General features: G+C 72.2%; 19 protein-coding genes, 1 tRNA gene and 1 pseudogene. 8 read left to right on the top strand and 13 right to left on the bottom strand.

The window, feature by feature from the left end:
• The first annotated feature begins 46 nt into the window (after window positions 1–46).
• Window positions 47–1,096, top strand: a complete 1,050-nt coding sequence (locus ACFCX4_RS08670) for a LuxR C-terminal-related transcriptional regulator (protein ID WP_376139901.1) — start codon at window positions 47–49, stop codon at window positions 1,094–1,096.
• A gap of 447 nt (window positions 1,097–1,543) precedes the next feature.
• Here ACFCX4_RS08670 and ACFCX4_RS08665 read toward each other — a convergent pair whose 3' ends face one another.
• On the bottom strand, window positions 1,544–2,170 hold the full coding sequence (locus ACFCX4_RS08665) for a hypothetical protein (protein WP_376139900.1): 627 nt from the start codon (window positions 2,168–2,170) through the stop codon (window positions 1,544–1,546).
• Between the two features lie 480 nt (window positions 2,171–2,650).
• Here ACFCX4_RS08665 and ACFCX4_RS08660 point away from each other — a divergent pair, with 480 nt between their 5' ends.
• Window positions 2,651–2,893 (top strand): hypothetical protein, encoded by a 243-nt coding sequence (locus ACFCX4_RS08660; RefSeq protein ID WP_376139899.1) that lies wholly within the window; start codon window positions 2,651–2,653, stop codon window positions 2,891–2,893.
• Here ACFCX4_RS08660 and ACFCX4_RS08655 read toward each other — a convergent pair.
• The 5 genes from ACFCX4_RS08655 to dnaK all read right to left on the bottom strand — a co-directional run bounded on the left by ACFCX4_RS08655 (window position 2,875) and on the right by dnaK (window position 8,460).
• A complete protein-coding gene (locus ACFCX4_RS08655) occupies window positions 2,875–3,945 on the bottom strand; it encodes a hypothetical protein (protein ID WP_376139898.1) in 1,071 nt (356 codons plus the stop codon). The genes ACFCX4_RS08660 and ACFCX4_RS08655 overlap by 19 nt on opposite strands.
• A 199-nt stretch (window positions 3,946–4,144) precedes the next feature.
• Window positions 4,145–4,657 (bottom strand): heat shock protein transcriptional repressor HspR, encoded by a 513-nt coding sequence (locus ACFCX4_RS08650; protein WP_376139897.1) that lies wholly within the window; start codon window positions 4,655–4,657, stop codon window positions 4,145–4,147.
• A 7-nt stretch (window positions 4,658–4,664) separates the two neighbouring features.
• On the bottom strand, window positions 4,665–5,816 hold the full coding sequence (gene dnaJ, locus ACFCX4_RS08645) for a molecular chaperone DnaJ (protein WP_376139896.1): 1,152 nt from the start codon (window positions 5,814–5,816) through the stop codon (window positions 4,665–4,667).
• A gap of 158 nt (window positions 5,817–5,974) precedes the next feature.
• Window positions 5,975–6,613 carry a nucleotide exchange factor GrpE gene (gene grpE / locus ACFCX4_RS08640; RefSeq protein ID WP_376139895.1) on the bottom strand — a complete coding sequence of 213 codons (639 nt, stop codon included), beginning with the start codon at window positions 6,611–6,613 and terminating at the stop codon, window positions 5,975–5,977.
• On the bottom strand, window positions 6,610–8,460 hold the full coding sequence (dnaK, locus tag ACFCX4_RS08635) for a molecular chaperone DnaK (RefSeq protein ID WP_376139894.1): 1,851 nt from the start codon (window positions 8,458–8,460) through the stop codon (window positions 6,610–6,612). The genes grpE and dnaK overlap by 4 nt, the downstream gene beginning before the upstream one ends.
• A 276-nt stretch (window positions 8,461–8,736) precedes the next feature.
• Here dnaK and ACFCX4_RS08630 point away from each other — a divergent pair, with 276 nt between their 5' ends.
• The 4 genes and pseudogenes from ACFCX4_RS08630 (at window position 8,737) to ACFCX4_RS08615 (ending at window position 14,622) form a co-directional block, all read left to right on the top strand.
• Window positions 8,737–10,959: a (Fe-S)-binding protein gene (locus ACFCX4_RS08630; RefSeq protein ID WP_376139893.1), complete on the top strand. Its 2,223-nt coding sequence runs from the start codon at window positions 8,737–8,739 to the stop codon at window positions 10,957–10,959.
• Window positions 10,960–11,329: 370 nt separating this feature from the next.
• Window positions 11,330–12,403 (top strand): annotated as a pseudogene (locus ACFCX4_RS08625) (sugar phosphate nucleotidyltransferase); the annotation flags it as partial.
• A 186-nt stretch (window positions 12,404–12,589) separates the two neighbouring features.
• Complete coding sequence (locus ACFCX4_RS08620) at window positions 12,590–13,573, top strand: Yip1 family protein (RefSeq protein ID WP_376139892.1); 984 nt, start codon at window positions 12,590–12,592, stop codon at window positions 13,571–13,573.
• 158 nt (window positions 13,574–13,731) lie between these two features.
• Window positions 13,732–14,622, top strand: coding sequence for a metal-dependent hydrolase (locus ACFCX4_RS08615; protein ID WP_376139891.1), 891 nt, complete (start codon window positions 13,732–13,734; stop codon window positions 14,620–14,622).
• 88 nt (window positions 14,623–14,710) lie between these two features.
• On the opposite strand, the gene dcd is transcribed toward ACFCX4_RS08615, so the two are convergent.
• Together dcd and ACFCX4_RS08605 are read right to left on the bottom strand one after the other, a co-directional pair.
• The gene (gene dcd / locus ACFCX4_RS08610; RefSeq protein WP_376139890.1) at window positions 14,711–15,286 is read right to left on the bottom strand and encodes a dCTP deaminase; all 576 of its coding nucleotides are present in this window, start codon (window positions 15,284–15,286) and stop codon (window positions 14,711–14,713) included.
• An 82-nt stretch (window positions 15,287–15,368) separates the two neighbouring features.
• Window positions 15,369–15,605, bottom strand: coding sequence for a hypothetical protein (locus ACFCX4_RS08605; RefSeq protein WP_045938839.1), 237 nt, complete (start codon window positions 15,603–15,605; stop codon window positions 15,369–15,371).
• Between the two features lie 260 nt (window positions 15,606–15,865).
• Between ACFCX4_RS08605 and ACFCX4_RS08600 the strand changes: the two genes are divergently transcribed.
• Window positions 15,866–15,939: transfer RNA gene (locus ACFCX4_RS08600), tRNA-Gly, on the top strand.
• 326 nt (window positions 15,940–16,265) lie between these two features.
• Entirely contained in the window at window positions 16,266–17,942 is a 1,677-nt protein-coding gene (locus tag ACFCX4_RS08595) for an Eco57I restriction-modification methylase domain-containing protein (protein ID WP_376139889.1), read from the top strand.
• Window positions 17,943–18,084: 142 nt separating this feature from the next.
• On the opposite strand, the gene ACFCX4_RS08590 is transcribed toward ACFCX4_RS08595, so the two are convergent.
• The 5 genes from ACFCX4_RS08590 to ACFCX4_RS08570 form a co-directional block, all read right to left on the bottom strand.
• A complete protein-coding gene (locus ACFCX4_RS08590; protein ID WP_376139888.1) occupies window positions 18,085–18,792 on the bottom strand; it encodes a PaeR7I family type II restriction endonuclease in 708 nt (235 codons plus the stop codon).
• Between the two features lie 384 nt (window positions 18,793–19,176).
• The gene (locus ACFCX4_RS08585; RefSeq protein WP_376139887.1) at window positions 19,177–20,463 is read right to left on the bottom strand and encodes a DNA sulfur modification protein DndB; all 1,287 of its coding nucleotides are present in this window, start codon (window positions 20,461–20,463) and stop codon (window positions 19,177–19,179) included.
• Between the two features lie 208 nt (window positions 20,464–20,671).
• Window positions 20,672–21,922 carry an MFS transporter gene (locus ACFCX4_RS08580; protein WP_376139886.1) on the bottom strand — a complete coding sequence of 417 codons (1,251 nt, stop codon included), beginning with the start codon at window positions 21,920–21,922 and terminating at the stop codon, window positions 20,672–20,674.
• Window positions 21,907–22,563: a pyridoxamine 5'-phosphate oxidase family protein gene (locus ACFCX4_RS08575; RefSeq protein WP_376139885.1), complete on the bottom strand. Its 657-nt coding sequence runs from the start codon at window positions 22,561–22,563 to the stop codon at window positions 21,907–21,909. The genes ACFCX4_RS08580 and ACFCX4_RS08575 overlap by 16 nt, the downstream gene beginning before the upstream one ends.
• Before the next feature lie 250 nt (window positions 22,564–22,813).
• Complete coding sequence (locus tag ACFCX4_RS08570) at window positions 22,814–26,536, bottom strand: BTAD domain-containing putative transcriptional regulator (protein ID WP_376139884.1); 3,723 nt, start codon at window positions 26,534–26,536, stop codon at window positions 22,814–22,816.
• Window positions 26,537–26,689: the final 153 nt, after the last annotated feature.

The following is a 26,689-nucleotide window of genomic DNA, read 5'->3' as shown; positions in this document are numbered from 1 at the left end:
ACGGAGCACCAGGGATCCGAAAGACATCCGGCAGGGAGCGTTCGACGTGACCTTCGAGGCGGCGGCGCACCCGGCGGCCAACCCGACAGCCACCCCCGGTGACTCCACGGGGGGAGTCATCGGGGGGTCCGTCGGCGGGGGGTCCGTCGGCGAGCCCGACGAGGCCGCCCGCCGGCTCTACCTCGCGATCCTGGCCGACGGCGGACGGATCCGCTTCGTGGACGTCCCCGAGGCCGACCAGGACGCCGTCCGCCAGCTCGTCTCCATCGGGCTGCTGATGCCCAACCCGATGGACGCCTGCTACACCGCCGTCAGCCCCCGCTCGGTCAGCGACCGCCTCGGCGCCGAACTCCGCAGCGAGGCCACCCGGCTCCTGGTCCGCGCCGAGAACCTGCCCGGCACCCTGGACACCCTCACCCGCGCCTACGACGCGATGCCCCGTCCGCCCGAGCGCTCCGGCGGCGCGGTCTACATCGAGGGCCACATCCACATCCGGCACCGGATCTCCCAGCTGGTCTCCGACTGCCGCACCGAGGTGCTCACCGCCCAGCCCGGCCACCGTCCGGCGGACGCGCTCAAGATCGCCATCCAGCAGGACGTCCAGCTGCTCCAGCGCGGCTGCTCGCTGCGGACCCTCTACCAGCCCGTCGCGTTCTCCGAACCCCCCGCGCTCGCCTACGCCGAGGAGGTCACCCGGCGCGGCTCGCTGATCCGGATCCTGGACGAGCCCTTCCAGCGGCTGATGATCTTCGACCGCTCGGTCGCGGTCATCTCCGCCACCGACGACCACAGCACCGCGGCGTTCATCACCGATCCGGCCGCGATCGCCTTCATCGTCAACGCCTTCGAACGCGACTGGGCCCGCGCCGACGCCACCGACTGGTCGGCCGTCCTCAGCCAGGGCCCCACCCACACCGCCCCCGAACGCGTCGGCCGGCTCCTGGCCCGCGGCCTCACCCAGCGGGCCGTCGCGACCCGCCTCGGCCTGAGCGAACGCACCGTGGCCGCCCACATCTCCCGCCTGCGGGACCGGTACGGAGCGCAGACCCTCTTCCAGCTCGGCTGGCTCATGCGGGGCGGTCGTGACGGCGGATGACCCCGCGGCGGTCGGGACCGAACCGCCCGGGACCGAACCGCCCGGGGCCGCACCGCCGGCGACCGGGCCCGCCGGGCCAGCGCCCGGCCGCCGCGGCCAGGCCCTGTCGGGTGACCCGGCGGTCGGTGCGGCGGCGGCGGAGCGGCGGGTCCCGGCCGGCGGTCGGTCGGCACTGATCCTCGGCAACGGCCGCTTCCTGCGCGGCACCTGACGGTAGGTCGACTGACGGTCGGTCGGCCGACGGGAGAGCACGGCCGCGCGCCGCGCCGGTCGGGCCGGCACCGCGCGCGCGGCGTGCGAACGGGTGGGACGGTTCCCGGGCCGGCGGCCGGCCCTGCGGGCGACCGCCGCGCGGGCGCTTCACATCCGTTGCGCGCGAGGGCCGTTGCGCGTCGGCCGGTGGATCCGGAGCGTCCGGGCGGGGGAGCCCGGGCGGCCGGTCCGGGGTCAGCCGGTGGCCGCGCCGGTGGACCAGTAGCCGGACGGGCCGACGGCGGGGGGCTGCTGCCGGGGGACGGTGAACTGCTCGCCGGGGGCGGTCCAGAAGCCCTCGCGCAGGGAGAGCGCCATGCCGGCCCAGTCGAGGGCGGTCTCCACGGTGTGGTGGAGGGCCTCCTGGGACCAGGTGTCGTCGAAGACCAGCGGCAGGACGGGTGCGACCTGCTCGATGGTGGCGATCAGCGGGTTGTGGGTGATGGCCTCGTCGACGAGCAGGACGATCGGCTTGCGCAGCGCGGACGCCCAGCCCAGCTCCAGGCTGACGCCGGCGGAGAGCGGCGCGCCGACGTAGGCGAAGACCAGGTCCGCGGACTGCAGCGCGCGGAAGTCCGACGGCACACGGGGCTCGGGGGCGCGCCCGGCGACGGTCCAGGCGTCGCTGTGGTGGGCGCTGTACACGGCGGCGCCACTGCGGAGGAGGGTGGTGCGGAGCGTCGTCAGCCGCGTCCGGCTGGCGAGCGTCACCACGCTGTCCGCCGGCCCGGTCAACCGCATCAGCGGCGCGGCCAGGAACACGCGTGCACGCCGGCCCTCATGGGCCTGGCTGTCGTGGTGACGCAGGTAGGGCTCGGTCATTGTCGACTCCGGGGAATGGCCGCCCGGGGGAATTCGCAAGTCCCGCCGGGCTATGTGGTGTTGGAGGAGAAGATCGCACGATTGACGCTGACGGCGGTGCGATTGGGGCGTTGATCTGGGCCTTGCCTCGGAACGCTGGTGCTGTCCGGCGCACGGTTGATGGGGTGTGCACTGATCGTCTCGGGTGAGGCGGGCGGCAGTCCATGTGTGGAGGGTGTCATCTCCGTGTCTGGCAGACAGATGACACCGTGGGCTCTCCGGGTGGGCAGGTTCACGCCACGGTTTACCGTAGGTACTGTCATATTTCTGCCTGGCATGAGAATGCCACCATCGGCAGTGGACAAGTGTTTGCACGACCCGGGGTGCGCAGGCTTTGATGTCTTGCGGATCTCCCCAGGCCCGCTTCGCCGCTCCGCCGGACCAAGCGCGTCCGCTCTGGGTATGGTCGGTTATAGCAGATACATGACAAGGAGTCGTGACATGCGTCGTGCACCCCGCGCATTGGTCCGTGCCCTGGCGGCGGTCGCGATCATCGCGGCGGTCTCGGCGGTTTCGTCTCCCGAGGACTGGGGCTGGCAGCCCGAGCACCTGGACCGCGGCAACGTCGCCCGCTCGCAGGCGATGAGCAACGACTGGGGCTGGGGTGCCCCGGCTCCGCAGGCGACGGCGGCGGTCGTGCCGGCGGCCCAGCAGCGGCTCCTCGCTCAGGACTGGGGCTGGTGACCGGAGCCGTCGTCCTCGTCGGGTCCGCAGTCCGGCTCCCGGAGTGACACGTCGTCGGACGTGATGAGGTGCGGCGGGTGCTGAGCCATTCTCCAGCCCAGCTGGAACAGCGTTTCCGACTCGTACTCCTCGCGGAACTCCGCGATGTGCCGGGCCAGGGTCCGTTCGCTGATTCCGAGGCTCCTGGCGATGACACGGTGGCCCACCCCCTGGATCATCATGCGCAGGATCTTGGTGCGCAGGCGTGAGATGACCTCCTGGGGCACCTCGGTCGCCCCGGGAAAGGGGATCGACCGGATCCAGAGGCCCTCGAACGAGTCGACCAGATAGCTGACCACGGCCGGGTCCCGGACGATGGCGGCTCTGTCGTTGTCGTCCTGGGCCGGGATCACCGCGACCTCGCGGTCCACGATGATGAGCCGTTTGAAGGGCTCGGCGAGCGTTCTGACCTCCGCGCCGTGCTCGGTGATCCGCTCCACGTACTGCCGCGTCGGCGCCGCGTAGCGGGCGCTCGGCTGGTAGATGGTGCGCCGCTGGACACCCCGGTGCAGCAGCAGCACATCGCGTTCCACTATCCGCTGGATGATGGCGAGCGGACGGCTTCCGCCGGGTTGCGCGGTGAGGACCTCTTTCGCCGCGTTTTCCACCAGCGACTCGATCTGCTGGTTGATTTCCGGAACTCCGAGTGCGTATTCGATGGCCCCGCCGGGCTCGGTTCTGTGGTTCATCGAACCGTAGGCGTGCGAGAGGTCCTGGAACGCTTTCGGGGCGGACGAGGAGCGCAGCAGGAGGTACAGGGCCTGCTCCTGCCACTGGCCCGCCAGCCGGCCCGCTATTCGGGAGGGATCGGCGACCGTCATCGTGGACGGATCGTCGACATCGGGAATCAGCAGACCGAGTTCGAGGAGTTCGGCGCGCGGCCGCGCGATGGCGGGGTCGGTCGAGGCGAGCCGTCCGCCGTTCGACACCGCCTGGAGATAGAGGGCCCTCGCCTCCTCGGAGAGGATGCCCGTGGCCGATCCCCCCTGCTCCGTGCCACTCGTAGCGTTCATCTGCGACCTTTCACCATCCCGGCCCGACGGCGACGGCCCCCCGTGGCAGGGTGCTCGTCCGGATCCCGTGTTCGATGGCCGCAGTCGGGCGCGAGTTCACCGGTGAGCACTCTACGCATGACCCGCGGCCGTCGGCACCCCTCCATCGGTGGGGTGACGACGGCCGCGTGCGGTCCGGTCACGCGGACCCCCGTGGGCGTCAGCGCTTGGGGCGCCAGACGACGAGGGCGCTGGAGTGCGGGGTGGGGGACTGGTAGGGGACGAGGTCACGGCGGTACGAGGCGTGGATGGTGGCCTCGCGCTGCTGGAGGGCGGTGGCGGCGCCCTCCAGGGAGTCGGCCAGTTCGGCGATCCGGGACTGCAGCGCGGCGACCTGGTTCTCCAGCTCGATGATCCGCTTGATGCCGGCCAGATTGATGCCCTCGTCCTGGGACAGCCGCTGGACCTCGCGCAGCTGCTGGATGTCCCGGGCGGAGTAGCGCCGGCCCCGGCCCGCGGTGCGGTCGGGGCTGACCAGGCCGAGCCGGTCGTACTGACGGAGGGTCTGCGGGTGCAGACCGGAGAGCTCGGCGGCCACCGAGATGACGTAGACCGGGGTCTCCTCGGTCAGCACGTACTGGGGCTGCGGCGTGGTGCGGCGGGCGGTGCGGCGGGGGCCTGCGCCGGGCAGGCCTTCGCCGAGACCGGGGCCGATGGTGTCGTCGGGGGTCATCTGGTCGTCACGCTCCCTTCGCCGCCCGGAACAGGGCGGCTCGCGGGTCGTCGGAGGCGGTCGCCTCGCGGTACTGCTCCAGTGCGGTCAGCGCGTCGCCGGTGACGTGCTGGGGCACCACGACCTCGACGGTGACCAGCAGGTCGCCGCGGGTGCCGTCCTTGCGGGTGGCGCCCTTGCCGCGGGCCCGCATGGTGAGGCCGTTGGCGCTGCCCGGCGGCAGCTTGAGCTTCACCGACGGGCCGTTCAGGGTCGGCACCTCGATGGTGCCGCCGAGGGCGGCCTCGGGGAAGGTGACCGGGACCGTCACGGTCAGGTTGTCGCCCTTGCGCCCGAAGACGGCGTGGGGTTCGACGTGGACGGTGACGTACAGGTCGCCGGGCTGGCCGCCGCGCTCGCCCTGGGCGCCCTTGCCCTTGAGCCGGATCCGCTGGGCGTCCTGGACGCCGGCCGGGATCCGGACCTGCATGGTGCGGGCGGAGCTGGCGCGGCCGCTGCCGTGGCAGTCGGTGCACGGGTCGTCGACGATCATGCCGCGGCCCCGGCAGTCCCGGCAGGGCTCGGAGAGCGCGAAGGCGCCCTGGCCGCGGCTGACCGTGCCGGAGCCGACACAGGTCGGGCAGACCCGGGGCGTGCTGCCGGCCTTGGCACCGGTGCCGTTGCAGACCCGGCAGGGGGCCTGGCTGGTCATCCGCAGCGGGACGGTGGCGCCGTCGACGGCCTCCTCGAAGGAGAGCGTCACCTCGGTCTCGACGTCGGCGCCGCGCCGCGGCTGGGCCTGCCGGCCGCCGCCGCGGTTGAACAGGCCGCCGAAGACGTCGCCGAGCCCGCCGCTGCCGCCCTGGCTGCCGTTGAACAGGTCGCCGAAGTCGAAGTTGTAGCTGCCGGTGCCGCCCGGGCCACCGGCCCGGTAGCCGCCGTTGGCGAAGAGGGTGCGGGCCTCGTCGTACTCCTTGCGGCGCTTCTCGTCCGAGAGGACGTCGTACGCCTCGGAGATGTCCTTGAACCGCTCCTCGGCCTTGGCATCGCCCTTGTTGGCGTCGGGGTGGAACTCGCGCGCCAGCTTGCGGTACGTCTTCTTGATCTCTGTGGCGCTGGCGTCCTTGGGCACGCCGAGGACCTTGTAGTAGTCCTTCTCCACGTAGTCCTTGCCGCTCATGGCCGGCGCCACCTCCCGGGGTCCATCGTCACAGTGTTGTCAACGGGCGGGGCCCCGCCGTCGGTGCCCGGACACGTCGACAACGCGCTGCGGAGCCGGCCGCCGTACTGGCCGGCGTACGACTCCGCAGCGCACAGGTTGTCAGCTGTCACCGGTGGTCAGCTGTCCGGGCCGCCGTCGGCCCGGTCCTTCTTGTCCCCGCCCTTGGCCGTGTCGGCGTCCGGGCCGGACGTGGTCTGGGTGCCCGGCTGGGGCTCCGCGACCGCGACCATCGCCGGGCGGATGATCCGCTCGCCGATCCGGTACCCGGGCTGGAGGATCTGCACGCAGGTGTCCTCGGTGACCTCCGAGGAGTAGCTGTGCATCAGCGCCTCGTGCATGGTCGGGTCGAAGGGCTCGCCCTCCTTGCCGAACTGCTGCAGGCCCAGCTTGGCGACGACCGTCTCCAGCGACTCGGCGACGGACTTGAAGCCGCCCGTCACCTCCCCGTGGTCGCGGCCCCGGCCGATGTCGTCCAGCACCGGGATCAGCGACTCCAGGATGTTGGAGACGGCGATCTCGCGGACCGTCAACCGGTCGCGCTCGACCCGCTTGCGGTAGTTCTGGTACTCGGCCTGGAGGCGCTGGAGGTCGGCCGTGCGCTCGGCCAGCTCGCGCCTGGCCGTCGCGAGCTCGTCCGAGCCGGCCTTGCCGGAGCCCTCGGCCCCGGCCGAGGCGGCCTCCTCGGCGGCCTTGATCACGGCCTCCTCGGCGGCGGAGTCGTCGCCGGGCTCGGCACCCTGCGGCTTCTCCGTCATGCCGCACCGCCCTTGGGCTTCTCGTCGTCCACGATCTCGGCGTCGACGACGTCGTCGTCCTTGGCACCCGCGGTGGCGTCGCCGGGAGCGCCCGCACCGGCCGCGCCGGCGGCGTCGGCGTTGGCGTACAGCGCCTGGCCGAGCTTCTGGGCGGTGGTGGAGACCTTCTCCGAGGCCTCGCGGATCTTCGCGACGTCCTCGCCCTTCAGGGCCTCCTTGAGCTCGCCGATGGCGGTCTCGACCTCGGTCTTGACGTCGGCGGGGAGCTTGTCGGCGTTGTCGGCGATGAACTTCTCGGTGGAGTACACGAGCTGCTCGGCCTGGTTGCGGGTCTCCACGGCCTCGCGGCGCTTGTGGTCCTCCTCCGCGTACTGCTCGGCCTCGCGCATCATGCGCTCGATGTCGTCCTTCGGCAGCGCGGAGCCGCCGGTGACGGTCATCTTCTGCTCCTTGCCGGTGCCGAGGTCCTTCGCGCCGACGTGCATGATGCCGTTGGCGTCGATGTCGAAGGTGACCTCGATCTGCGGCAGGCCGCGGGGGGCCGGCGGCAGGCCGGTCAGCTCGAACATGCCGAGCTTCTTGTTGTACGCGGCGATCTCGCGCTCGCCCTGGTAGACCTGGATCTGCACGGACGGCTGGTTGTCCTCGGCCGTGGTGAAGATCTCCGAGCGCTTGGTCGGGATCGTGGTGTTGCGCTCGATCAGCTTGGTCATGATGCCGCCCTTGGTCTCGATGCCGAGGGACAGCGGGGTGACGTCGAGCAGCAGGACGTCCTTGACCTCGCCCTTGAGGACACCGGCCTGGAGCGCGGCGCCGATGGCGACGACCTCGTCCGGGTTGACGCCCTTGTTGGCGTCCTTGCCGCCGGTCAGCTCGCGGACGAGCTCGGCGACGGCGGGCATGCGGGTGGAGCCGCCGACGAGGACCACGTGGTCGATCTCGGAGAGGGCGATGCCCGCGTCCTTGATGACGTTGTTGAACGGGATCTTGCAGCGCTCCAGCAGGTCCGAGGTGAGCTGCTGGAACTGGGCGCGGGTGAGCTTCTCGTCCAGGTGCAGCGGGCCCTCGGCGGAGGCCGTGATGTAGGGCAGGTTGATCGAGGTCTCGGAGGACGAGGACAGCTCGATCTTGGCCTTCTCGGCGGCCTCGCGCAGACGCTGCAGGGCCATCTTGTCCTTGGACAGGTCCACGCCGTGGCCGGCCTGGAAGACCTTGACCAGGTGGTCGACGATCTTCTGGTCCCAGTCGTCGCCGCCGAGGTGGTTGTCACCGTTGGTGGCCTTCACCTCGACGACGCCGTCGCCGATCTCCAGCAGCGAGACGTCGAAGGTGCCGCCGCCGAGGTCGAAGACCAGGATGGTCTGGTCGTCCTTGTCCAGGCCGTAGGCCAGCGCGGCCGCGGTCGGCTCGTTGACGATGCGCAGGACGTTGAGGCCCGCGATCTCACCGGCCTCCTTGGTGGCCTGGCGCTCGGAGTCGGAGAAGTACGCCGGAACGGTGATGACGGCGTCGGTGACCGTCTCGCCCAGGTAGGCCTCGGCGTCCCGCTTCAGCTTCTGCAGCACGAAGGCGCTGATCTGCTGCGGGTTGAAGTCCTTGCCGTCCAGCCCGATCTTCCAGCTGGTGCCCATGTGCCGCTTGACCGAGCGGATGGTGCGGTCGACGTTGGTGACCGCCTGGCGCTTGGCCACCTCGCCGACGAGCACCTCGCCGTTCTTGGCGAAGGCGACGACGGACGGCGTGGTCCGCGCGCCCTCGGCGTTCGTGATGACGGTGGGCTCGCCACCCTCCAGAACGCTGACGACCGAGTTCGTCGTACCGAGGTCGATGCCGACCGCGCGTGCCATCGTAGATACCTCCACGGAAGAGTTGAGCTTTACGGACTCAAGGATGCATGACGAGGGCGGGGGCGTCAACAGCTATGAGTCCCGGTCGCTCAACTTTGCTGAGTTGGCGGGCCGGGAGTGCACTCACGTGACTGCCGCCATACCTTGAGCATCTTCAGGAGAAGAGTTGACGCGCGGTAGTGTCCGGCCCGTCGGCCGTGGAAGTTACCGACGAGTACACTGCCCTCGGAGACAAGCACCCCAGCAATTGGGCAAGCCGCAGGAGACGGAGAGCCGATGCAGCTAGCAGCGATCGTCATCTCGCTGGTCACGTTCGTGGTCGGCACCGCGCTCGCCGCTCGTGCGGCGCTTTACATCTACCGGGTGGTGCGGACCGGCCAGCCGGACGCCACCCGCTTCGGGCAGCCCGCGCAGCGGGTCAGGACGGTGGCCGTCGAGTTCGTCGGCCACACCCGGATGAACCGCTGGGGGATCGTCGGCATCGCCCACTGGTTCGTCGCGGTCGGCTTCTTCACCCTCGGCCTGACCCTGCTGACCGCGTTCTTCCAGCTGTTCGACGCCGAGTTCGTGCTGCCGGTGCTCGGCGGCTGGCTGCCGTACGAGCTGTTCACCGAACTCGTCGGCACCCTCACCACGCTGGGGATCGCGACGCTCATCGTGATCCGGCTGCTCAGCCTGCCCGGCCGGGCGGGCCGCAAGTCCCGCTTCGCCGGCTCGATCGCCTGGCAGGCCTTCTACGTCGAGTACACGATCCTCGGGATCGGCCTGTGCATCATGGTCCTGCGCGGCCTGGAGGGCGCGCTGGAGGGCGTCGGCTCCTACGAGGCCAAGTACCTGATCTCCTACCCGCTGGTGGCCGCCTTCCGCGGGCTGTCCCACGGCACCCTGGAGAACCTGGTCCACGTCTTCGCGATGCTGAAGATCTGCATCTCCTTCGCCTGGGCGATCACCATCGGCGTCAACCCCTCCATGGGCGTCGCCTGGCACCGCTTCCTGGGCTTCTTCAACATCTACTTCAAGCGCGAGGAGGACGGCTCCACCGCGCTCGGCGAACTGCGCCCGATGACCAGCGGTGGCGAGCCGATCGACTTCGAGGACCCGGCCGACGACGCCGTGTTCGGCGTCTCCCAGGTCGAGCACTTCTCCTGGAAGGGCATCCTCGACTTCTCCACCTGCACCGAGTGCGGCCGCTGCCAGTCGCAGTGCCCGGCCTGGAACACCGGCAAGCCGCTCTCCCCGAAGCTGCTGATCATGAGCCTGCGGGAGCACGCCTTCGCCAAGGCGCCCTACCTGCTGGCCGGCGGCGGCAAGGACATGGAGGGCGAGGAGCGGGCCACCGCCGAGCAGCTCGCGGACGTCCCCGCCGCCGCGCTGGCCGAGGCCGGGCGGCCGCTGATCGGCACCGCCGAGGAGAACGGCGTCATCGACCCCGACGTGCTGTGGTCCTGCACCACCTGCGGGGCCTGCGTCGAGCAGTGCCCCGTCGACATCGAGCACATCGACCACATCGTCGACATGCGCCGCTACCAGGTGATGATCGAGTCCTCGTTCCCCACCGAGGCCGGCACCATGCTCAAGAACCTGGAGAACAAGGGCAACCCCTGGGGCATGGCCACCAAGGCCCGCCTCGACTGGGTCAAGGAGCTGAAGAAGGAGACCGGCATCGAGGTGCCGGTGATCGGCGAGGACATCGACCCCGCCGAGGTCGAGTACCTGTACTGGGTGGGCTGCGCCGGCGCCCTGGAGGACCGCGCGAAGAAGACCACCAAGGCCTTCGCCGAACTGCTGGACACCGCCGGGGTGCGGTTCGCGATCCTCGGCAAGGAGGAGTCCTGCACCGGTGACTCCGCCCGCCGCCTGGGCAACGAGTTCCTCTTCCAGATGCTCGGCGCGCAGAACGTCGAGACGCTGAACGCGGCACTGGAGGACGCCCCGAAGAAGCGGATCGTGGCGACCTGCCCGCACTGCTTCAACACCATCGCCAACGAGTACCCGCAGCTGGGCGGCCACTTCGAGGTCATCCACCACACCCAGCTGCTGCAGCACCTCATCGACGAGGGCAGGCTCGTCCCGGTCAACCCGGTCGAGGGCCTCATCACCTACCACGACCCCTGCTACCTGGGCCGGCACAACAAGGTCTACAGCCCGCCGCGCGAGATCATGGACAAGGTCCCCGGTCTGCGCCAGCAGGAGATGCACCGCCACAAGGAGCGCGGCTTCTGCTGCGGCGCCGGCGGCGCGCGGATGTGGATGGAGGAGCGGATCGGCAAGCGGATCAACACCGAGCGCGTCGACGAGGCGCTGTCCCTGAACCCGGACATCGTCTCCACCGCCTGCCCGTTCTGCCTGGTGATGCTCTCCGACTCGGTCAACGGGAAGAAGAACGAGGGCGCGGCCAAGGAGCACCTGAAGGTCGTCGACGTCGCCCAGCTGCTGCTCGACTCGGTCAAGGCGGTCCCGCCGGCCGAGGCGGAGGAGCCGCGGACCGTGGACGCCTGAGTCCGGTCCGGCACCGTCCGGCAGTTCGACAGTTCTGCAACAACCGCCCGGTCCGGGGGGTGCCCCCGGCACCCGCCCGGACCGGGCGGTTCGGGATGCGGCGGCGCTCCGACGGCGGTGCGGCGGCGGCCCGGTGGCCGTCCGGTGAAGGCGCCGCGGCGGTGCGGCGGCCCCGGCGCGGACGCCCCCGCCCGGCGCCGGCCGCCGGACCACCCGACGGCGCCCCGGTCGGAAGGAAATACAGTAGGCGCCGGACCGGCCGTGAGCCGGTCGATCCGTTCCGGGGGTCCGGAACGGCGTACAGCACACCGACGGAGGTATCGGCCCGCCGGGCCGGGCCGCAGAGACCACAAGGGGAACAGCGCAGACCATGACCGAGGCGATCATGCTGGTCGGTGGTAAGGGCACGCGACTGCGTCCGCTGACCACCCACACCCCCAAGCCCATGCTGCCCGTGGCGGGCGTCCCGTTCATCGCGCACCAGCTGGCCCGCGCGGCGGCGGCCGGGGTCACCCGCGTGGTGCTCGCCACGTCCTACCTCGCCGAGGTGTTCGAGGACCACTTCCAGGACGGCACGCCCTACGGCATCGAGCTGGTCTACCTGACCGAGCGCGAGCCGCTCGGCACCGGCGGCGCCATCCGCAACGCGGCCTCCGGCCTCACCTGCGGCCCCGACGAGCCGGTCCTGGTGTTCAACGGCGACATCCTCTCCGGCGTCGACATCGCCGCCCTGCGCGACGGCCACCTGGCCGCCGGGTCCGACGTCACCCTGCACCTCACCAGGGTCGAGGACCCGCGCGCCTTCGGGCTGGTGCCGACCGACGCCGACGGGCGGGTGCTGGAGTTCCTGGAGAAGCCGGAGACGCCCGAGCAGATCGTCACCGACCAGATCAACGCCGGCTGCTACGTCTTCACCCGCTCGGTGATCGACCGCATCCCGGCCGGCCGCGAGGTCTCGGTCGAGCGCGAGACCTTCCCCGAGCTGCTGGCCACCGGCGCGCTGCTGCGCGGCGTCGTGGACACCTCGTACTGGCTCGACCTCGGGACCCCGGCCGCCTTCGTCCGCGGCTCGGCGGACCTGGTGCTCGGCAAGGTCGACTCGCCCGCCGTCCCCGGCCCGACCGGCGACGCGCTGCTGCTGCCCGGCTCGACCGTCCGGCACGGCGCGGTGCTCAGCGGCGGCAGCGTCGTCTCCGAGGGCGCGGTGGTCGAGGCCGGCGCGATCGTCGAGGGCAGCGTGATCCTGCCCGGGGCCGTCATCGGCCCGGACACCCTGGTCAAGGACTCGATCGTGGGCGCCCACGCCACCATCGGCGACCGCACCGCGCTGGACGGCGCGGTGATCGGCGACGGCGCGATCGTCGAGTCGGACAACGAGCTGCCGAACGGCGTGCGGATCGCCTGCGGCACCCTGCTGCCGGTCGGCGCCGTCCGCACCTCGGCCGGCCCGGGCGGGTGCCCGGCCGGCACCAGCGCCGCGGCGTCGGTGCACGGGCCGAAGGTCGGCGTCCGGGGCTAGGAGCCGCGAGCGGCCCCGGCGGCCGGGAGCGGCGGTAACAGGCTCGCTGCAAACCGGATGCGGTCCGGTGCCCGGCCGCCGCGGTGCCCGCCGGGCGGGTACCTTCGGAGCGTGGCTGGCAATCGATACGACAGCGGTCAGGGCGCCGACCCCCGTGGCGGGTGGTCGGCGCCGCCGCAGCAGCAGGCGGCGCCCGGGGGGTACGGGCCGACGGACGGACCGGAGTACTTCACCGGCCCGCAGCAGGGTGCGTACGACCCGTACGGCGCACCCGCCCCGCAGGGCCCGCACGCGCCCCGGCACGACCCGTACGCGGCCGACCAGCCCGGTCACACCCGGGCGTTCCCGGCCGGCGACCCGTACGCGGGCGAGCCGTCCTCCTACGGCCAGGGGCAGCAGCCGTACCCCGACTCCCACGGGCAGCCGCCCCACGGCGGGCCGGGGTACGGACAGGGCCCGGGCCCGCAGGGGTACGGCGGGGATCAGGGGTACGGCGAGGACAACGTCGCCGTCTACCGGGCCGGCGGCCAGTCCGCGCCGCACGCCACCGGGCCGCGGCCGACCTGGCGCGAGCTGCTGACCGGGCTGTTCCGCACCCCCACCGCGATCTTCGACCGCACCCGCGACCACCAGGTCTGGCTCCCCGCCGTCACCGTCTCCCTGCTGTACGGCGCCCTCGCGGTGCTCGGCATCGGGCTGACCCGCGACGACGTGTTCGAGTCGACCTTCACGGTGGCGCTCACCGCGATGCTCGCCGCCGCGATCGGCTTCACCCTGGCCGGCGCCATGCTCGGCGCCGTGACGTACGGCCTGGCCCGGCAGTTCGGCGGCGACGGCCCCTGGCAGTCCACGGTCGGCCTCGCCGCGCTGATCGGCTGGGTGACGGACGCGCCCCGGCTGCTGCTCGCGCTGGTGCTGCCCGCGGACAACCTCGTCGTCCAGGTCGTCGGCTGGGCCACCTGGGTGCTCTGCGCCTACCTGCTGACCAGCATGGTCCGCCGGGTGCACGACCTGCCGTGGGGCAAGGCGGCGGGCGCGGCGGCGCTGCAGCTGCTCGCCCTGCTGGTGCTGATCAAGCTGCCGACCCTCGGCTGATCCCGGGAGGCCCCGGGACGTCCCGCGGCCTCCCGGGACGTCTCGGGGAGAATGGACGACGGGCCTCGCCTCGCGGGGCCCGTTCCGTTTTCCCGCCCCGTTCCCCCCACCGCGTTCTCCCACCCACCCCACCCACCCTCACCCGCACGGAGCCAGGCATGACCCTCCCCACCACCCACGTCAGCTTCCCGGCCGGGGCGGTGACCGGCGAGTCGACGGTGCTCGCGGTGCACCCGCTGGGCGACGGCCGCCACGCCGTCGTCACCGCGGCGACCCCGTTCCACCCGCTCGACCACACCTGGCCCGACCAGCCCGCCGACCTGGGCACCCTCACCGTGGACGGCGTCGAGCTGGCCGTCGTCGACTGCCTCACCGGCGCCGTCGGCCCGGACGGCGGCACCCCGCTGGCCGGTGCCGACATCCCGGTCCGGCGCGGCGACGAGGAGTGGTCCTGGCTGGTCCTGCACGTCCTGGCGGCCGACCCCGGCGACATCACCGGCCGCCCCGCCGCCCTGGCCGTCGACGCCGGGCGCCGCGCCGCCCTCAGCGCCGCGCACAGCGGCTGCCACCTGCTCGCCCTGGCCCTCAACGAGGCCCTCGCGCCGCGCTGGCGCAAGGACCCGGGCCGTACCGACGCCCTGGGTCACCCGGACTTCGACAGCCTCGCCATGGCGAGCTCGGTGATGGACACCGGGGCGAGCACCGACACCTACCGGCTCGGCAAGTCGCTGCGCAAGAAGGGCTTCACCACCGAGGCCACCGAGGAGTTCCCGGCCCTCGCCGACGCCCTCCCGGCGCTCACCGAGGCCGTCAACCGCCGGCTGGCCGACTGGATCGCCGCCGACGCCCCGGTGCGCGTCGACGTCCCCGGCCCGGAGCTGACCGCCCGCCGCCAGTGGCACTGCGAGCTGCCCGAGGGCGCGGCGCGGATCTTCTGCGGCGGCACCCACCTGCACCACCTGGGCGAGCTGGCCGAGCTCCGCACCGAGCTGCGGCTCTCCGGTGACGGCGGCGAACTGGTCGCCGTCACCCGCCCGAAGCGGGTCTGAGCCCCCGGGAAACGCCGGCGGGCGGCCACCCCAGGAGGGGTGACCGCCCGCGCCGTGCGCTCGCCGTCCGGCCCGGAGTCCGGCCGGCTCAGACGTCCGTACGGTGGAAGTTCAGGTAGGAGCGCGACGGCGTCGGACCGCGCTGCCCCTGGTAGCGCGAGCCGTACCGCTCCGAGCCGTACGGGTGCTCCGAAGGCGAGGAGAGCCGGAACAGGCAGAGCTGCCCGATCTTCATCCCCGGGTAGAGCTTGATCGGCAGCGTCGCGACGTTCGACAGCTCCAGCGTGACGTGCCCGCTGAAGCCCGGGTCGATGAAGCCCGCCGTGGAGTGCGTCAGCAGCCCGAGCCGGCCCAGGCTGGACTTGCCCTCCAGCCGCGAGGCGACGTCGTCCGGCAGCGTGATGACCTCGTAGGTCGACGCCAGCACGAACTCGCCCGGGTGCAGGATGAACGCCTCGTCGCCCTCCGGCTCGACCAGCCGGGTCAGGTCGGGCTGCTCCTCGGAGGGGTCGATGTGCGGGTAACGGTGGTTCTCGAAGACCCGGAAGAAGCGGTCCAGTCGCACGTCGATGCTCGACGGCTGGACCATCGCGGGGTCGAACGGGTCGATCACCACCCGGCCGTTGTCGATCTCGGCCCGGATGTCCTTGTCAGAGAGCAGCACGCTTCGAGGTTACGTGCACGACGCGGCCCCGGACGAATCGTCCGGGGCCGCTCCTGTCACTCCACTCCCTCGACCGCCCTCGTCAGGCGAGGAACTCCGCGGCCTCCAGCCGCAGTGCCCGGGCCAGTTGCGGCTCGGACAGCTCCCGTACGTCGGCCAGCACCGAACTCCTCAGCCGTCCGCACTGCGGACACCGGATCAGCCGGCCGGGCCCCAGCCGACCGGGTCCGAGGTTCTGCATCGGGAACGTGGTGGTGCTGAACAGGTGCCCCTCGGCACAACGAACGACGGCGCGCTGCTCCATCGATCCCCTTCCCATCCTTACCCCAGTACTCACCCGTACTCGTCGCCCCGAACGGCGGAGCCGCCGGGACCAGCGTCACATTAGGGGATGTTCCGGACATTCCACACCAAGGCTCGCCGCCCGCACCCACCCGCCGGGGCACTCTCACGCGGCCCACACAGTACGCCCCCGCGCCCACCCCCCGCGGCTCCGCCACGACCTCCGGCCACCCGTGCAACGGCTGTCACGAATGGGGTACAGTGAGGGCAGATCGAGCGTCTCTGACGTCTCGTCAGGCGGGCGTAGTTTAATGGTAGAACATGAGCTTCCCAAGCTTAGAGCGCGAGTTCGATTCTCGTCGCCCGCTCCATATCGAAAGCCGCAGGTCGGATGACCTGCGGCTTTCGTATTCTCTGGACCGATGCGACCCTGCCGGCGGTCTTGTTCCTCGCGACGAACCGCTGACCTGGCAGCCCTGTACCGCGGCTGTCCGCGCCGGAGAGTACTCGTCCGGTCAGGCGGCTCTGAATGCTCGGTGGCCGAGTACCGGGCTGAGACTTCAGCAGTCGATCCGAAGCACCGTGTCGCATCACGCCGGCATGCCGATGACCAGGATCAGGTCGCGCAGCCACGAGCTGCCGTCTGTTCGTGCCGAGGCGGACAGGGCGGTCGTGGCTCGCCCTGTAGGGTCGAGAGGTGGCAACCCTCGCACTCTCCGGCGCCGACCTCCGGGCACTGCCCGGCGTCCCATCCGACGCCGTGGAGCACGGCGAGGTGTTCACGCGACGCTGGGTGGTCGAACTCATCCTTGACCTGCTCGGCTACACCTCCGACAAGGACCTGTCGGAAGTCCGGCTCGTGGAGCCGGCATGCGGGGAGGGCGCCTTCCTCGGAGTGATCGCCTCTCGCATCAGTGAGTCCTGTCGAGCGCGTGGACGCGCGATCACGGACGCCGCAGGCTCGGTCCGGGCCTTTGACCTGCTGAGCCGCAACGTCAGCCAGAGCCGAGCGCGCGTCGAGGAGCAGCTGATCGCGGATGGGTGGGGCCGCGACGACGCACAGCAGGTCGCGCACGCCTGGGTGGAGCGGGGCGACTACCTGTTGCAGAAGGACTCAGGGCACCGAGCAGACATCGTCGTCGGCAATCCCCCGTACATCAGGCTTGAGGACGTACCCGACGCGCGAATGAGCGCTTACCGCGAGGCCTGTTCCACCATGGGTGGCCGAGCTGACATCTACATCGGCTTCTACGAGGTGGCCCTTCGGAGTCTGAAGCCCGAAGGAAAGCTCGGATTCATCTGTGCCGACCGGTGGATGCGCAACCAGTACGGCCGGAAACTGCGCCAACTCGTGACCCGCCAGTTCAGCATGGACCTGGCCTTGGTCATGCATGACGTGGACGCCTTCCAGGAGCAGGTCTCGGCCTACCCCGCGATCACCGTCATCTCCAGGAGGGCACAGGGCGTCGCTGTGGCAGCCGACGCTACTCATGCCTTCGGAGAATCGGAAGCGCGAGAGTTCCTCGCGTGGCGTGAGACGACCGACGAAAGGTCGGTCGAGAACAGGGCCTTCCAGGCGACCCGGCTTGATCACTGGTTTCCCGGCGAGGACTCCTGGCCGGCAGCGTCACCGGCTCGGCTCGCCGTCCTCGAAGACCTCGGCGAACGGTTCCGTCTGCTTGAGGACGAGACGACCGGGACACGGGTGGGCATCGGCATCGCCACCGGCGCCGACAAGGTCTTCCTCACGGACAACCCTGACCTGGTCGAGGACGACCGGCTCCTGCGCATGGCCATGGTCCGTGACACCACCAGTGGAACCATCCACTGGAACGGCACCTACCTGGTGAACCCGTGGAACTCCGAGGGTGAACTCGTCGACCTGGCCGACTACCCGAGGCTGTCGTCGTACTTCCGCCTGCACAGCGGTGTCCTGCGGAAGCGGTACGTCGCGGTCAAGCAGCCCGCCCGCTGGTACAAGACCATCGACAAGGTCGATCACCGACTGGTGCCCAGAGCTAAACTCCTCTTCCCCGACATGAAGCTGACGATCCATCCTGTTCTGGATGAAGGGGAGTTGTACCCTCATCACAACCTGTACTTCATCGTCTCGGATGCCTGGGACATGCGGGTGCTCGGCGGCCTACTGCTGTCCAAGGTCGCGGAGGCGTTCGTGGAGGCGTACGCGGTGAAGATGCGTGGGGGGACGCTTCGCTTCCAGGCGCAGTACCTCCGCAAGATCCGTGTCCCTGACCCGGAGGCGATCTCGGCGGACGACAAGGCTGCATTGGCGGATGCCTTCGACAAGCGGGATGCGAAGGCTGCCACGGAGGCGGCACTGAGCGTCTACGGGCTGACCGAGCTTCCCGATTAGGAGGAACCGATCTTGACGGTCGGCCGCCAAGACTTCGAAGACGCTGTTGGCGCTCGGAAGCGCCATGGACTTGAAGCGCGCCGCGCCGGCCGAATTGTTTCCGGCGCCCCCGGCCCGGCCCGGGGGCGTCCTGCGTGCTTCGTCAGCGCTGCTGGTCGACCACGGTCCTCACCCAGTTGATCTGGCCCTCGATGGCCACCCTGAATGCCTCTGCCGTCGCGGTCGCAAGAGGTTCCTTGTACGTGACAGTCGGACCGTGGCGCTGAGTCGTCACGAACCAACCCGCGTTGTACACGTTCTCCCCGATGAAGCGGCGGATCATTTCCTGGTACCGCTGGTTGTAGGAGAGGCCATCGAACGCCTCATCGGTCTTGAACATGGCCCGAGTCGTCCTGTCGGGCTTCTCGGTCTCCTCGGTCTCCTCCAGGACGAGGACGTACCCCAGCCATGGCGGTACCTCACCGAAGGCCGAGTTCTTCTTCTGGGCGTCACGCGTGTCGGTGGCGGTTCCCAGCGCCTCCTCGAAACGGTTGTTGATGTTCTTTCCGACACTCCCCACCTGCGACTTGAATTCGATCGCCGCCACCAACGTGTCCTTGTAGGTGGCGACGAGGTCCCACTGCTTGCGTACACGGTAGTAGCCGGGGAGGTAGGGGGACCCGACCCTTACGCATTCGGGGTCCAGGCCGTTGTCGACGAAGATGCTCCGCACGAGGCTGGTGACTCCCCCCAGGTGTCCATTGGCCCGGGCCGCACCGCCGGCAGTTCCGCCGTCCTCCAGATTCTGGGCCTGGCCGTCTCGCTTGAACCAGAATTCCTCTACGGCATGTTGAATCATCTCGGGCTTCACGAGCATCTCCCCTTGCTGGCCTGGAGCAGCGATTCGCTGCCGTTCCGGCTGACGGACGGCACCGTCGGTGGTTCCAGTTTCGCCCACGGGACTGACAGGGCTCCGCGCAGTGGCCCCAGCGCTCATGGCAACCCGAAGGGCGGTGATCGGCTCCAACGGAACCGTTGGGTTGACGCGATCTGAGTGGCTGCCGCCCTGCCGGGTCCACGCGCTCCGCGAGCGTGAACCGGCCCGGCGCGGGCTCGGCCGGCCCTGCTGGTGACGCATGGGTGCGGACAGGTGATCCGTGCCCGGGGCTGCCGTTGTGCACAGCTCTGGTGAGATCATGGGGTGCCCCCTCCCCAATTGAGGTGGGGAGGGGGCACCCGGCGACCGCGGTCGGTGCTACAGGGCGCTCGGCGCCTTCCTGTACCAACCGGTGATGGCGACGGTCAGCTGCACGATGTTCTGGGTGCGCATGATGGGTGCTTTCGCGTACGGCTCGAAATGCTCGTTGACCGCAGAGGTGCGCCAGATGCTGGTTTCGGCGACCGGGGCCGCCATGTGCCGGTCCAGCTTCTTGAAGAACTCCTGGATGTCGCCGTCCTCGACGCCGTCGTCCTTCAGGTTCCGGTAGACGCCGCCGAGGACCCGAAGCATGCCGACCGAGCCCAGCAGTGAGGTCTTCCGCAGTTCCATGGCCTTGGTGGGTTCGGGCACCGACTCGCCCTTCTTGGGCTTCTCGGCCAGGGAGGCGCGGTAGTTGTCGGTGTCCTCCTCGGTGACGGAGGCGAGGCCCTCGAAGGCGGTCGAGACCACGTCGAGGAAACCCCGGACGTTCTCGATGACCTCCTGGTCGGTCAGGGCCTCGACCTTCTTGTTCGCGCGCCCGCCGGGGCCGGCAATGACGGCGCGTGTGATGTCGGCAACGTGCTTCGCGCCGATGAGGTTGCGGTTGGCATCGGTCATGCGGTCCCGCTCGATGTCGACCTTCCCGTTGAGCATCGGGTGGGTGACGATGTCGGAGAGCGTGCGGTTGGCGATCCGGGAGGTGTCGAAGCGGGCGCGCACGGCGCCCGAGATGCCCTTGGCGTTGTCGGCGACGTCGACGAACATCTGCTGGCCCTGGACGGCGTCCAGCTCCACGTAGATGTCGATGCCGACGTACTCGTTCTGGAGTCGCCCCATGCGGGCCATGACGGTGGTGCGCTCCTCCTCCAGCTTCGCCTTGCGGGCATCGGTGGCCCGGTAGAGCTCCCGCTCGATGCGAGTGATCTCGTCGGTCAGGTGCTTCTTCTCCAGGTGGACGCCGAGAATGCGGTGCTGGCCGTCGATCGTGATGAGTCGGCCGATGCCGCCGATGGCCCAGGGGACGACCAGGTAGCCGACGCTGCCGTCCTTGCTCAGCAGCTCGAACCGGCAGGAACCGGCATCCCGGACCAGGAGGGCCGGGGCGACCCACTTGGGGTTGTCGGCCAGGTACTGGCCGAAGCCTTTGGCATGGCGGAGGTCGACCCGACGGTTGTCCGGGTCGACCTTGTCGGGATCGGGGACCGGAAGGATGACGGAGAGCTCGGAGAGCGGCACACGCGTGCTGTAGACGGTTCGACCGCCCTGAGTGGTTCGAATGGCGAGGTAGGTGGACTCCTGTCGCGTCAGGCTCAGGCGCGCAGGATCGACGGCGATGCTCATGGCATGCCCCTTTCCGTGGCAGATACCGGGTACCTGCCGTAAGTAGGCGGCAACCGTAGCAATTGATCTGATTGGTCATCAAAACAACTTGCAGGAAGTCGAGTTATCCGCATAATGGGCCGTCCATTGCGCTGTGGGTGCTTCCGTGGCCGAGCAGTGCCGACCTCGCTGTGCCCTGCCGGCTCGTGGGACAGCGGAACCGGGTGGGTCAGGGGGAGGGCGAGGACGCGCGGGGGAGGGTGCGGACGGGGTGGGCGGTGAGGAGGGCGAGGGAGGTGAGGAGGGCGACGGCGGCGCCGACGAGGAGGACGCGGTCGGTGCCGAAGGCGGCGACCGCGGGGCCGGCCAGGGCGCTGCCGACGGGGTACATGCCGACGGAGCCCGCGACCTCGTAGGCGTGGACGCGGTTGAGGACCTCGCCGGGGACCTGGGTCTGGACGCTGGTGGCCCACATGACGCCCCAGAAGCCGACGCCCACGCCGGCCGCGACCTGGGCGGCGGCGAGCAGCCAGACCGGCCAGTCGAGGACGAGGCCGAGCGGGTAGAGGGGGTTGGCGAGCATGGCGACGGCGCCGGCGGCGAGCGGGCGGGCGGGCTTGTAGCGGATCGCGAGCAGGCCGCCGGCCACGGTGCCCGCGCCCAGCGCGCAGTTGATCAGGCCGAAGGCGGTGGCGCCGTGCTCGGGGACGACGAGGCCGGCGGCGAGCGGGAGCAGCGGGCCCGAGGAGAGCACGGCGAAGACCATCCAGATCACGATCACCCCCCAGAGCCAGCTGCGGGCGCGGAACTCCCGCCAGCCGGCCGCCAGGTTGCGCCAGAGGCCCTGGCCGGCGGGCGGGGCGGGGACCGGGCCGAGGCGGAGGGCGAGGAGGCAGAGCGCGCTGGTGCCGTAGGCGACGGCGGAGATCGCCATCACCCAGGCGGTGTCCCCGAGGCCGACCAGGACGCCGGCCAGGGCCGGGCCGCCGAGCCCGGTGAGCGCCTCGGCGGTGCGCAGGACCCCGTTGGCGCCCTGGACGTCCCGGGACACCAGCGGGACGGTCGAGGAGGCACCGGGCTGGAACATCGCGTTGGCGGTGCCGGCCACCGCCAGCAGCGCGTACAGCTGCCAGAGCCGGTCGGCGCCGTGCAGGAAGAGCAGGGCGAGCAGCACGTGGGCGACCAGGTTGGCCAGGTCGGCGCCGATCATCATCCGGCGGGCGGTGAAGCGGTCGGCGAGCACGCCCCCGAACAGCACCAGGCCGGCGAACGGGCCGATCAGGAAGGCCATCGCGTAGCCCGCGGAGGCCAGGCCGTGCCCGCCGCCGAGCAGACCGGCCGAGACGGCGACCGGCAGCATCGCCCAGCTGAGCAGACCGGCGCTGCGGGCGGTGAAGTAGTAGCGGAAGTTCCGGGACCAGATCGCCGGCGGTGGGGCGGCCGCGGGCGCCGCGGGGCGGTCGGTCAGGAGGTCGGGCATGGCTGCGTTCCTTCGACGGTGAGCCGGGCGAGTTCCGCGCGCAGGGCGGCGTTCTCCCGCTCCAGCAGGGCGAGGCGGTCGCGGACCGGGGCCAGGGCCGCGGTGAGGTCGTCCTGGCCGAACCGGGGGGTGATGTGGTTGGAGCAGTTCCAGGCGAAGGCCTCGACCCGGACGGTGACCAGCTGCTCGACGGTGCCCTCGGTGCGCGGCGAGGCCAGGCGGGAGGCGAGCGCGGGGGCGTCGGCGGCCGGGACGGCGGTGGCGCGGCCGAACAGCTTGAGGCGGGCCCGGCGGGCGTGGTCGAGGAAGAACAGCGCGACCCGGTCGTCGCCGCGCAGGTTGCCGGTGGTGACGTACTGCCGGTTGCCCCGGACGTCCAGGTAGCCGAGGGTGCGCTCGTTCAGGACGTGGACGAAGCCCGGGGGGCCGCCGCGGAACTGGACGTACGGCCAGCCGGTCGCGCCGACGCTGGCGAACAGGAAGCCGTCGAGGCCGCGGATGAAGCCGGCCTCGGTGTCCGTGAGCGGCTGGGGCGCGCCGGCCGGGGACCGCAGGCGGCGTTCGGCGGCGGTGGCGCTGCCCATCTCCTCCTGGACCCGGCGCACGGCCGGGGTGAAGGCGATGTGGTCGAACCGGCTCATGCGGCGCTCCTCGGGACGGCCTGGCGGGTGCGACCCACCGTAGGGAGATCCACTGGGCGGCTTCCTGGAAGCGGAGCGGAGGGGGCGGTGGTGCCGGCGAGGGCCCGGGCGGGACGGGCGCACCTGCTCCGACCTGCGGTTGTTCCGGTCGCGGCCGGTCGCGGGCCGGGCGGGCGGCGGCCGGGCCGCGGGGACCGGCAGAACGGCGGCAACTGCCGGAGCGGCTTCCCGGCGGTGTCGTGCCGTGGTGTCAGCGGATCCGGGCCGCGCCCATCGCCCGGGAGAGCCGCAGCGCCTCGCGCCAGTGCCCGACCGCCGTGCCCGCCGCGCCGAGCGCCGACTGCGCCTGGCCGAGCGCGAGTTGGCTGCGCGCCTCGCCCGGCCGGTGGCCGGTCTCACGGTGCAGGGCGAGGGCGTCCCGCCCGGCCCGCAGGGCGGTCCGGGAGTCGCCCAGCCGTACCCGTGCGGCGGCCACCGCGGTCAGCGCGCAGCCCTCGATCATCCGGAACTCCGCCTCGCGGGCGAGCGCGACGGCGCGCTCAGCGGTGCGCAGGGCGGTCACCGGCTCCGCGGCGGTCCGGGCCGTGGCGAGCCCGACCAGCGCGGCGGCCTGCGGGAAGCGGTCGTTGACGGCCTCGGCGAGGCGCAGGGCCTCCCGGTAGCTCTCGGCCGCGCCGTCCGGCTCCCGGGCGGCCTCCTGCGCGGCACCCAGCGCCAGCAGGGCGTTGGCCTCCAGCGCCCGGTTGCGCAGCGTCCGCGCGGCGGCGAGCGCGGTGTGCGCCAGCCGCCGTCCGGCGGTGTGGTCGCCGAGGTCGGTGTGCGCGCCCGAGAGGCAGCTGAGTGCCACCGCCTCGCTGAACTTGTTGTCGTGCCGCAGGTGGACCGGCAGGGCTTCGCCGAGCAGCCGGATCGCCTCGCCGGGACGGCCCAGCGCGCGGTGCACGACGCCCAGGTTGGTGTGCGAGACCGCCTCCTCGCGGGCCGCACCGAGCTCGTGGAAGTGCCGGGCCACCTGCGAGAAGTGTCCGGCGGCCTCGTCCAGCCGGCCGAGCTTCCAGCTGATGAGGCCCAGGGTGGCGAGGTCGTCGGTGCCGGGTGTCCGGCCGCTGCGCCGGGGGAGTCCGAGGCCGGGCGGGCCGGGCGGGCCGGGCGGGGCGGCCCGTTCCCGCGACCGGGAGAGGTGGTCGTAGGCGATCCGCATGCCGCCGCCCTGCCGCACGGGGCCGATGCCGCGCAGGGCGAGCGCCTGGCCGTCGTGCCAGCCGTGCTGCCGGGCGAGGTCCAGCGCCCTGGTGAACAGTGCGACGGCCCGGGTGTCGCCGGCCGGGCCGCCGTGGCACCCGGCGTGCCGCAGCCGGGCGCCGGCCCGGGCCCGCAGTCCGTCGTCGGCGATCGAGGCGAAGAGGCCGGCGGTCGCCGCCTCGAAGCAGTCGCCGGTGTACATCCCCGTGGAGAGGTAGCCGTGAAGGCTCTCCGCCAGCCGCTGGGCGACGCCGGTGAAGCCGGCCCCGGAGGCCTGGAGGACGGCACCGGCCAGGTTCTCCCGCTCGTCGTCCAGCCACTGCGCGGCGCGGGCGTGGTCGGGGAAGACCGGCGCGGCCGGGGCCCCCGCACCGGCGGCGGCGCCCGCCGGGCCGCCGGACGGTGCGGCCCCGGTGCCGGACGGCCGCGCCGGGACGACGGACGGCGCCACCGGGTAGAGCAGCCGGGCCGCCGCGTCGGCGCGGTGCAGGTACCAGTCGAAGAGCCGCCGGTGCGCGGCGTGCGTCTCCTCGCGGCCGGCCAGCTCGCGGGCGTAGGAGCGCAGCAGGTCGTGCAGGCCGAACCGGCCGGCCGCGCGCCGCTGCACCAGGTGGGCGTCGCCCAGGCGGTCCAGCAGGACGGCCGACGCGGAGGGGGGCACGTCCGCCAGCGCGGCGGCGGCGTCCGCGGAGAGGTCCGGGCCGGGCATCCGGCCGAGCAGCCGGAACATCCGCCGGGCGGCGGCCGGGAGCGCGCGGTAGGAGAGCTCGAAGGCGGCCCGCACCGTCGAGCGGTGGTCGCCCTCGACGTGCAGCCGGCCGATCAGGTCGTCGCCCGCCAACTCCTCGCAGTGGTCGGCGATCCCGGTGCCGTGGGCGAGCAGGTTGGCGCCGGCGATCCGGATCGCCAGCGGCAGGCCGCCGCAGATCGAGACGAGTCGGCGGGCGGCCTCCTCCTCGGCCGCGACCCGGTCCGCGCCGACGGTGCCGGCCAGCAGGTGGAGCGCCTCGTCCGGGTCGAGGACGTCCAGGCCGAGCCGGCGGGCGCCGTCGCTGGCGACCAGTCCGGCGAGCCGGCTGCGGCTGGTGATCACCACCGCGCAGCCCGGGGCACCCGGGATCAGCGGGCGGACCTGCTCGGCGTCGCGCGCGTTGTCCAGCACGATCAGCATGCGGCGGTCGGCGAGGAGGGTCCGGTAGAGCGCCGCGGCCTCGCCCTCGTCGGCGGGCAGCCGGTCGGGCGGGGTGCCGAGGGCGCGGAGGAACTGCGCCAGGACGTCGCCGGGGCGCAGCGTCGGGAGCCGGGAGTGGCCGCGCAGGTCGACGAACAGCTGCCCGTCCCGGAAGTGGGCCCGCCGGGCGTGCGCCCAGTGGGTGGCGAGGGCGGTCTTGCCGATGCCGGGCGGGCCGACCACCGTCACCAGGTGCGGGCGCGGCGCGGGGCCGGGGGCCACCAGGGCGTCCAGTTCCCGCAGTTGCCGGTGCCGGCCGACCCAGGAGCCCGGTGCGGCGGGCAGCTGGGCCGGCCGCGGATCTGGGAGGACGGCGGGGACGGCGGGGACGGCGGGGACGGTGGCCGGGACGGCACCGGGGAGGGCGGCCGGGACGGGGATCGTCTCCGGCCCCGGGGCGAGGGGCAGTTGGCGGCGCAGCACCCGCAGCTGGGCGTCCCGGACCTCCGGGCCGGGCGCGATGCCCAGCTCCTCGTCGAGCCGGACCCGCAGCCGGCCGAACACGTCGAGCGCGGCGGCCTGTTCCCCGGCTGCGGCGAGGGCGAGGATCAGCCGGGCGTGCAGCCCCTCGTGCAGCGGCTCGGCGTCGACCAGGTCCCCCAGCAGCGGGACGGCCTCGCCGGGCCGGCGCAGCAGCAGCGCGGTGTCGGCGTGCAGCAGCGCGGCCCGGATCCGTCGCCCGTTGGCCGCGACCGCGGCCGGGTGCCGGCTCAGCGCCGGGTCGGCGTCCGCGAGCACCGGGCCGCGCCACCACCGCAGGGCGCGGGTGAGCGCCTCGTACGCCGCCGCCCGGTCCGGGGGCCGCCGTCCGTCCGTCGCCCGGGCCAGCAGGCCGTCGAAGCGGCCGAGGTCGGTCGCGTCCCCGGGGGCCGCCAGCCGGTACCCGGTGGGGGTCCGGACGACGGCCGGCGGCGGGGCGCCGTGCGGGCGGTCCGGTTCCAGCAGCCGGCGGGCCCGGCTGACGTAGGTGTGGACCAGGTTCTGCCGGGACCCGGGCGGTCCGGACGGCCAGAGGACGTCGGTGATCTCCTGCTGGGTGGCCGGTTCGGGGTGCTTGAGCGCGAGCAGGCCGAGCAGACGGCGCAGCATCGGGCCGGTGACCGGGGCCGGGGTGCGGCCGGGGTCCAGGACGAACGGGCCGAGGACCAGCAGGCGCGGTCCCGCGGTGTCCCGCGACGGGGCGGCGGGGGCGGTGGCCGACAGGCCGGCGAGCAGCCCGGTCAGCTCGCCGCCGGTCAGCTCCAGGACCCCGGCCAGCCGCCGGAGGGTCTGCGGACGGGGCCGCCGGACCCGGTCGTGTTCGAGGTCGCGCAGCGCCCGGGTGCTGATCCCGGCCCGGGCCGCGGCCGCGTCCTGGCTCAGTCCGGCGCGCCGGCGGTACGTCCGGAGCCGCGGTCCGAACGGCGCCGGACCGTCCGCCGGACCGTCCGCCGCCCCGCCCGCCGGACCGTCCGCCGGAACGCCCGGGGCGGGCCCGTCGGCCGGTGTCCGCTCCGCCATGGCACCCCCTCGTCCGACGATCAGTCTGGACCGGGCCCGAGCACCGGGCAAGGGAGGGACTCCGCAGGCGGGGAAGGCGACGGGAGCGGGAGCCGGGCCGCGCCGGGCCCGGGAAGCAGGGAGGCGCGGAGGGGGGGCCCCCCGCCCCCCGCC

It is taken from the genome of Kitasatospora sp. NPDC056327, assembly GCF_042261735.1.
Taxonomy (GTDB): Bacteria; Actinomycetota; Actinomycetes; order Streptomycetales; family Streptomycetaceae; genus Kitasatospora.
The sequence above is the reverse complement of the archived record's forward strand: the minus strand, read 5'-3'. Positions and strand labels throughout refer to the sequence as shown.

Coding starts and splice junctions, on each gene's coding strand:
- ACFCX4_RS08650 (WP_376139897.1), bottom strand. CDS start 4,657: ATGACCCCCGACGACACCATCGGCCCCGGTCTCGGCGAAGGCCTGCCC.
- ACFCX4_RS08665 (WP_376139900.1), bottom strand. CDS start 2,170: ATGACCGAGCCCTACCTGCGTCACCACGACAGCCAGGCCCATGAGGGC.
- dnaJ (WP_376139896.1), bottom strand. CDS start 5,816: ATGAGCGGCAAGGACTACGTGGAGAAGGACTACTACAAGGTCCTCGGC.
- ACFCX4_RS08605 (WP_045938839.1), bottom strand. CDS start 15,605: ATGGGAAGGGGATCGATGGAGCAGCGCGCCGTCGTTCGTTGTGCCGAG.
- ACFCX4_RS08630 (WP_376139893.1), top strand. CDS start 8,737: ATGCAGCTAGCAGCGATCGTCATCTCGCTGGTCACGTTCGTGGTCGGC.
- dnaK (WP_376139894.1), bottom strand. CDS start 8,460: ATGGCACGCGCGGTCGGCATCGACCTCGGTACGACGAACTCGGTCGTC.
- ACFCX4_RS08615 (WP_376139891.1), top strand. CDS start 13,732: ATGACCCTCCCCACCACCCACGTCAGCTTCCCGGCCGGGGCGGTGACC.
- ACFCX4_RS08580 (WP_376139886.1), bottom strand. CDS start 21,922: ATGCCCGACCTCCTGACCGACCGCCCCGCGGCGCCCGCGGCCGCCCCA.
- ACFCX4_RS08570 (WP_376139884.1), bottom strand. CDS start 26,536: ATGGCGGAGCGGACACCGGCCGACGGGCCCGCCCCGGGCGTTCCGGCG.
- ACFCX4_RS08575 (WP_376139885.1), bottom strand. CDS start 22,563: ATGAGCCGGTTCGACCACATCGCCTTCACCCCGGCCGTGCGCCGGGTC.
- ACFCX4_RS08660 (WP_376139899.1), top strand. CDS start 2,651: ATGCGTCGTGCACCCCGCGCATTGGTCCGTGCCCTGGCGGCGGTCGCG.
- grpE (WP_376139895.1), bottom strand. CDS start 6,613: ATGACGGAGAAGCCGCAGGGTGCCGAGCCCGGCGACGACTCCGCCGCC.
- ACFCX4_RS08655 (WP_376139898.1), bottom strand. CDS start 3,945: ATGAACGCTACGAGTGGCACGGAGCAGGGGGGATCGGCCACGGGCATC.
- ACFCX4_RS08585 (WP_376139887.1), bottom strand. CDS start 20,463: ATGAGCATCGCCGTCGATCCTGCGCGCCTGAGCCTGACGCGACAGGAG.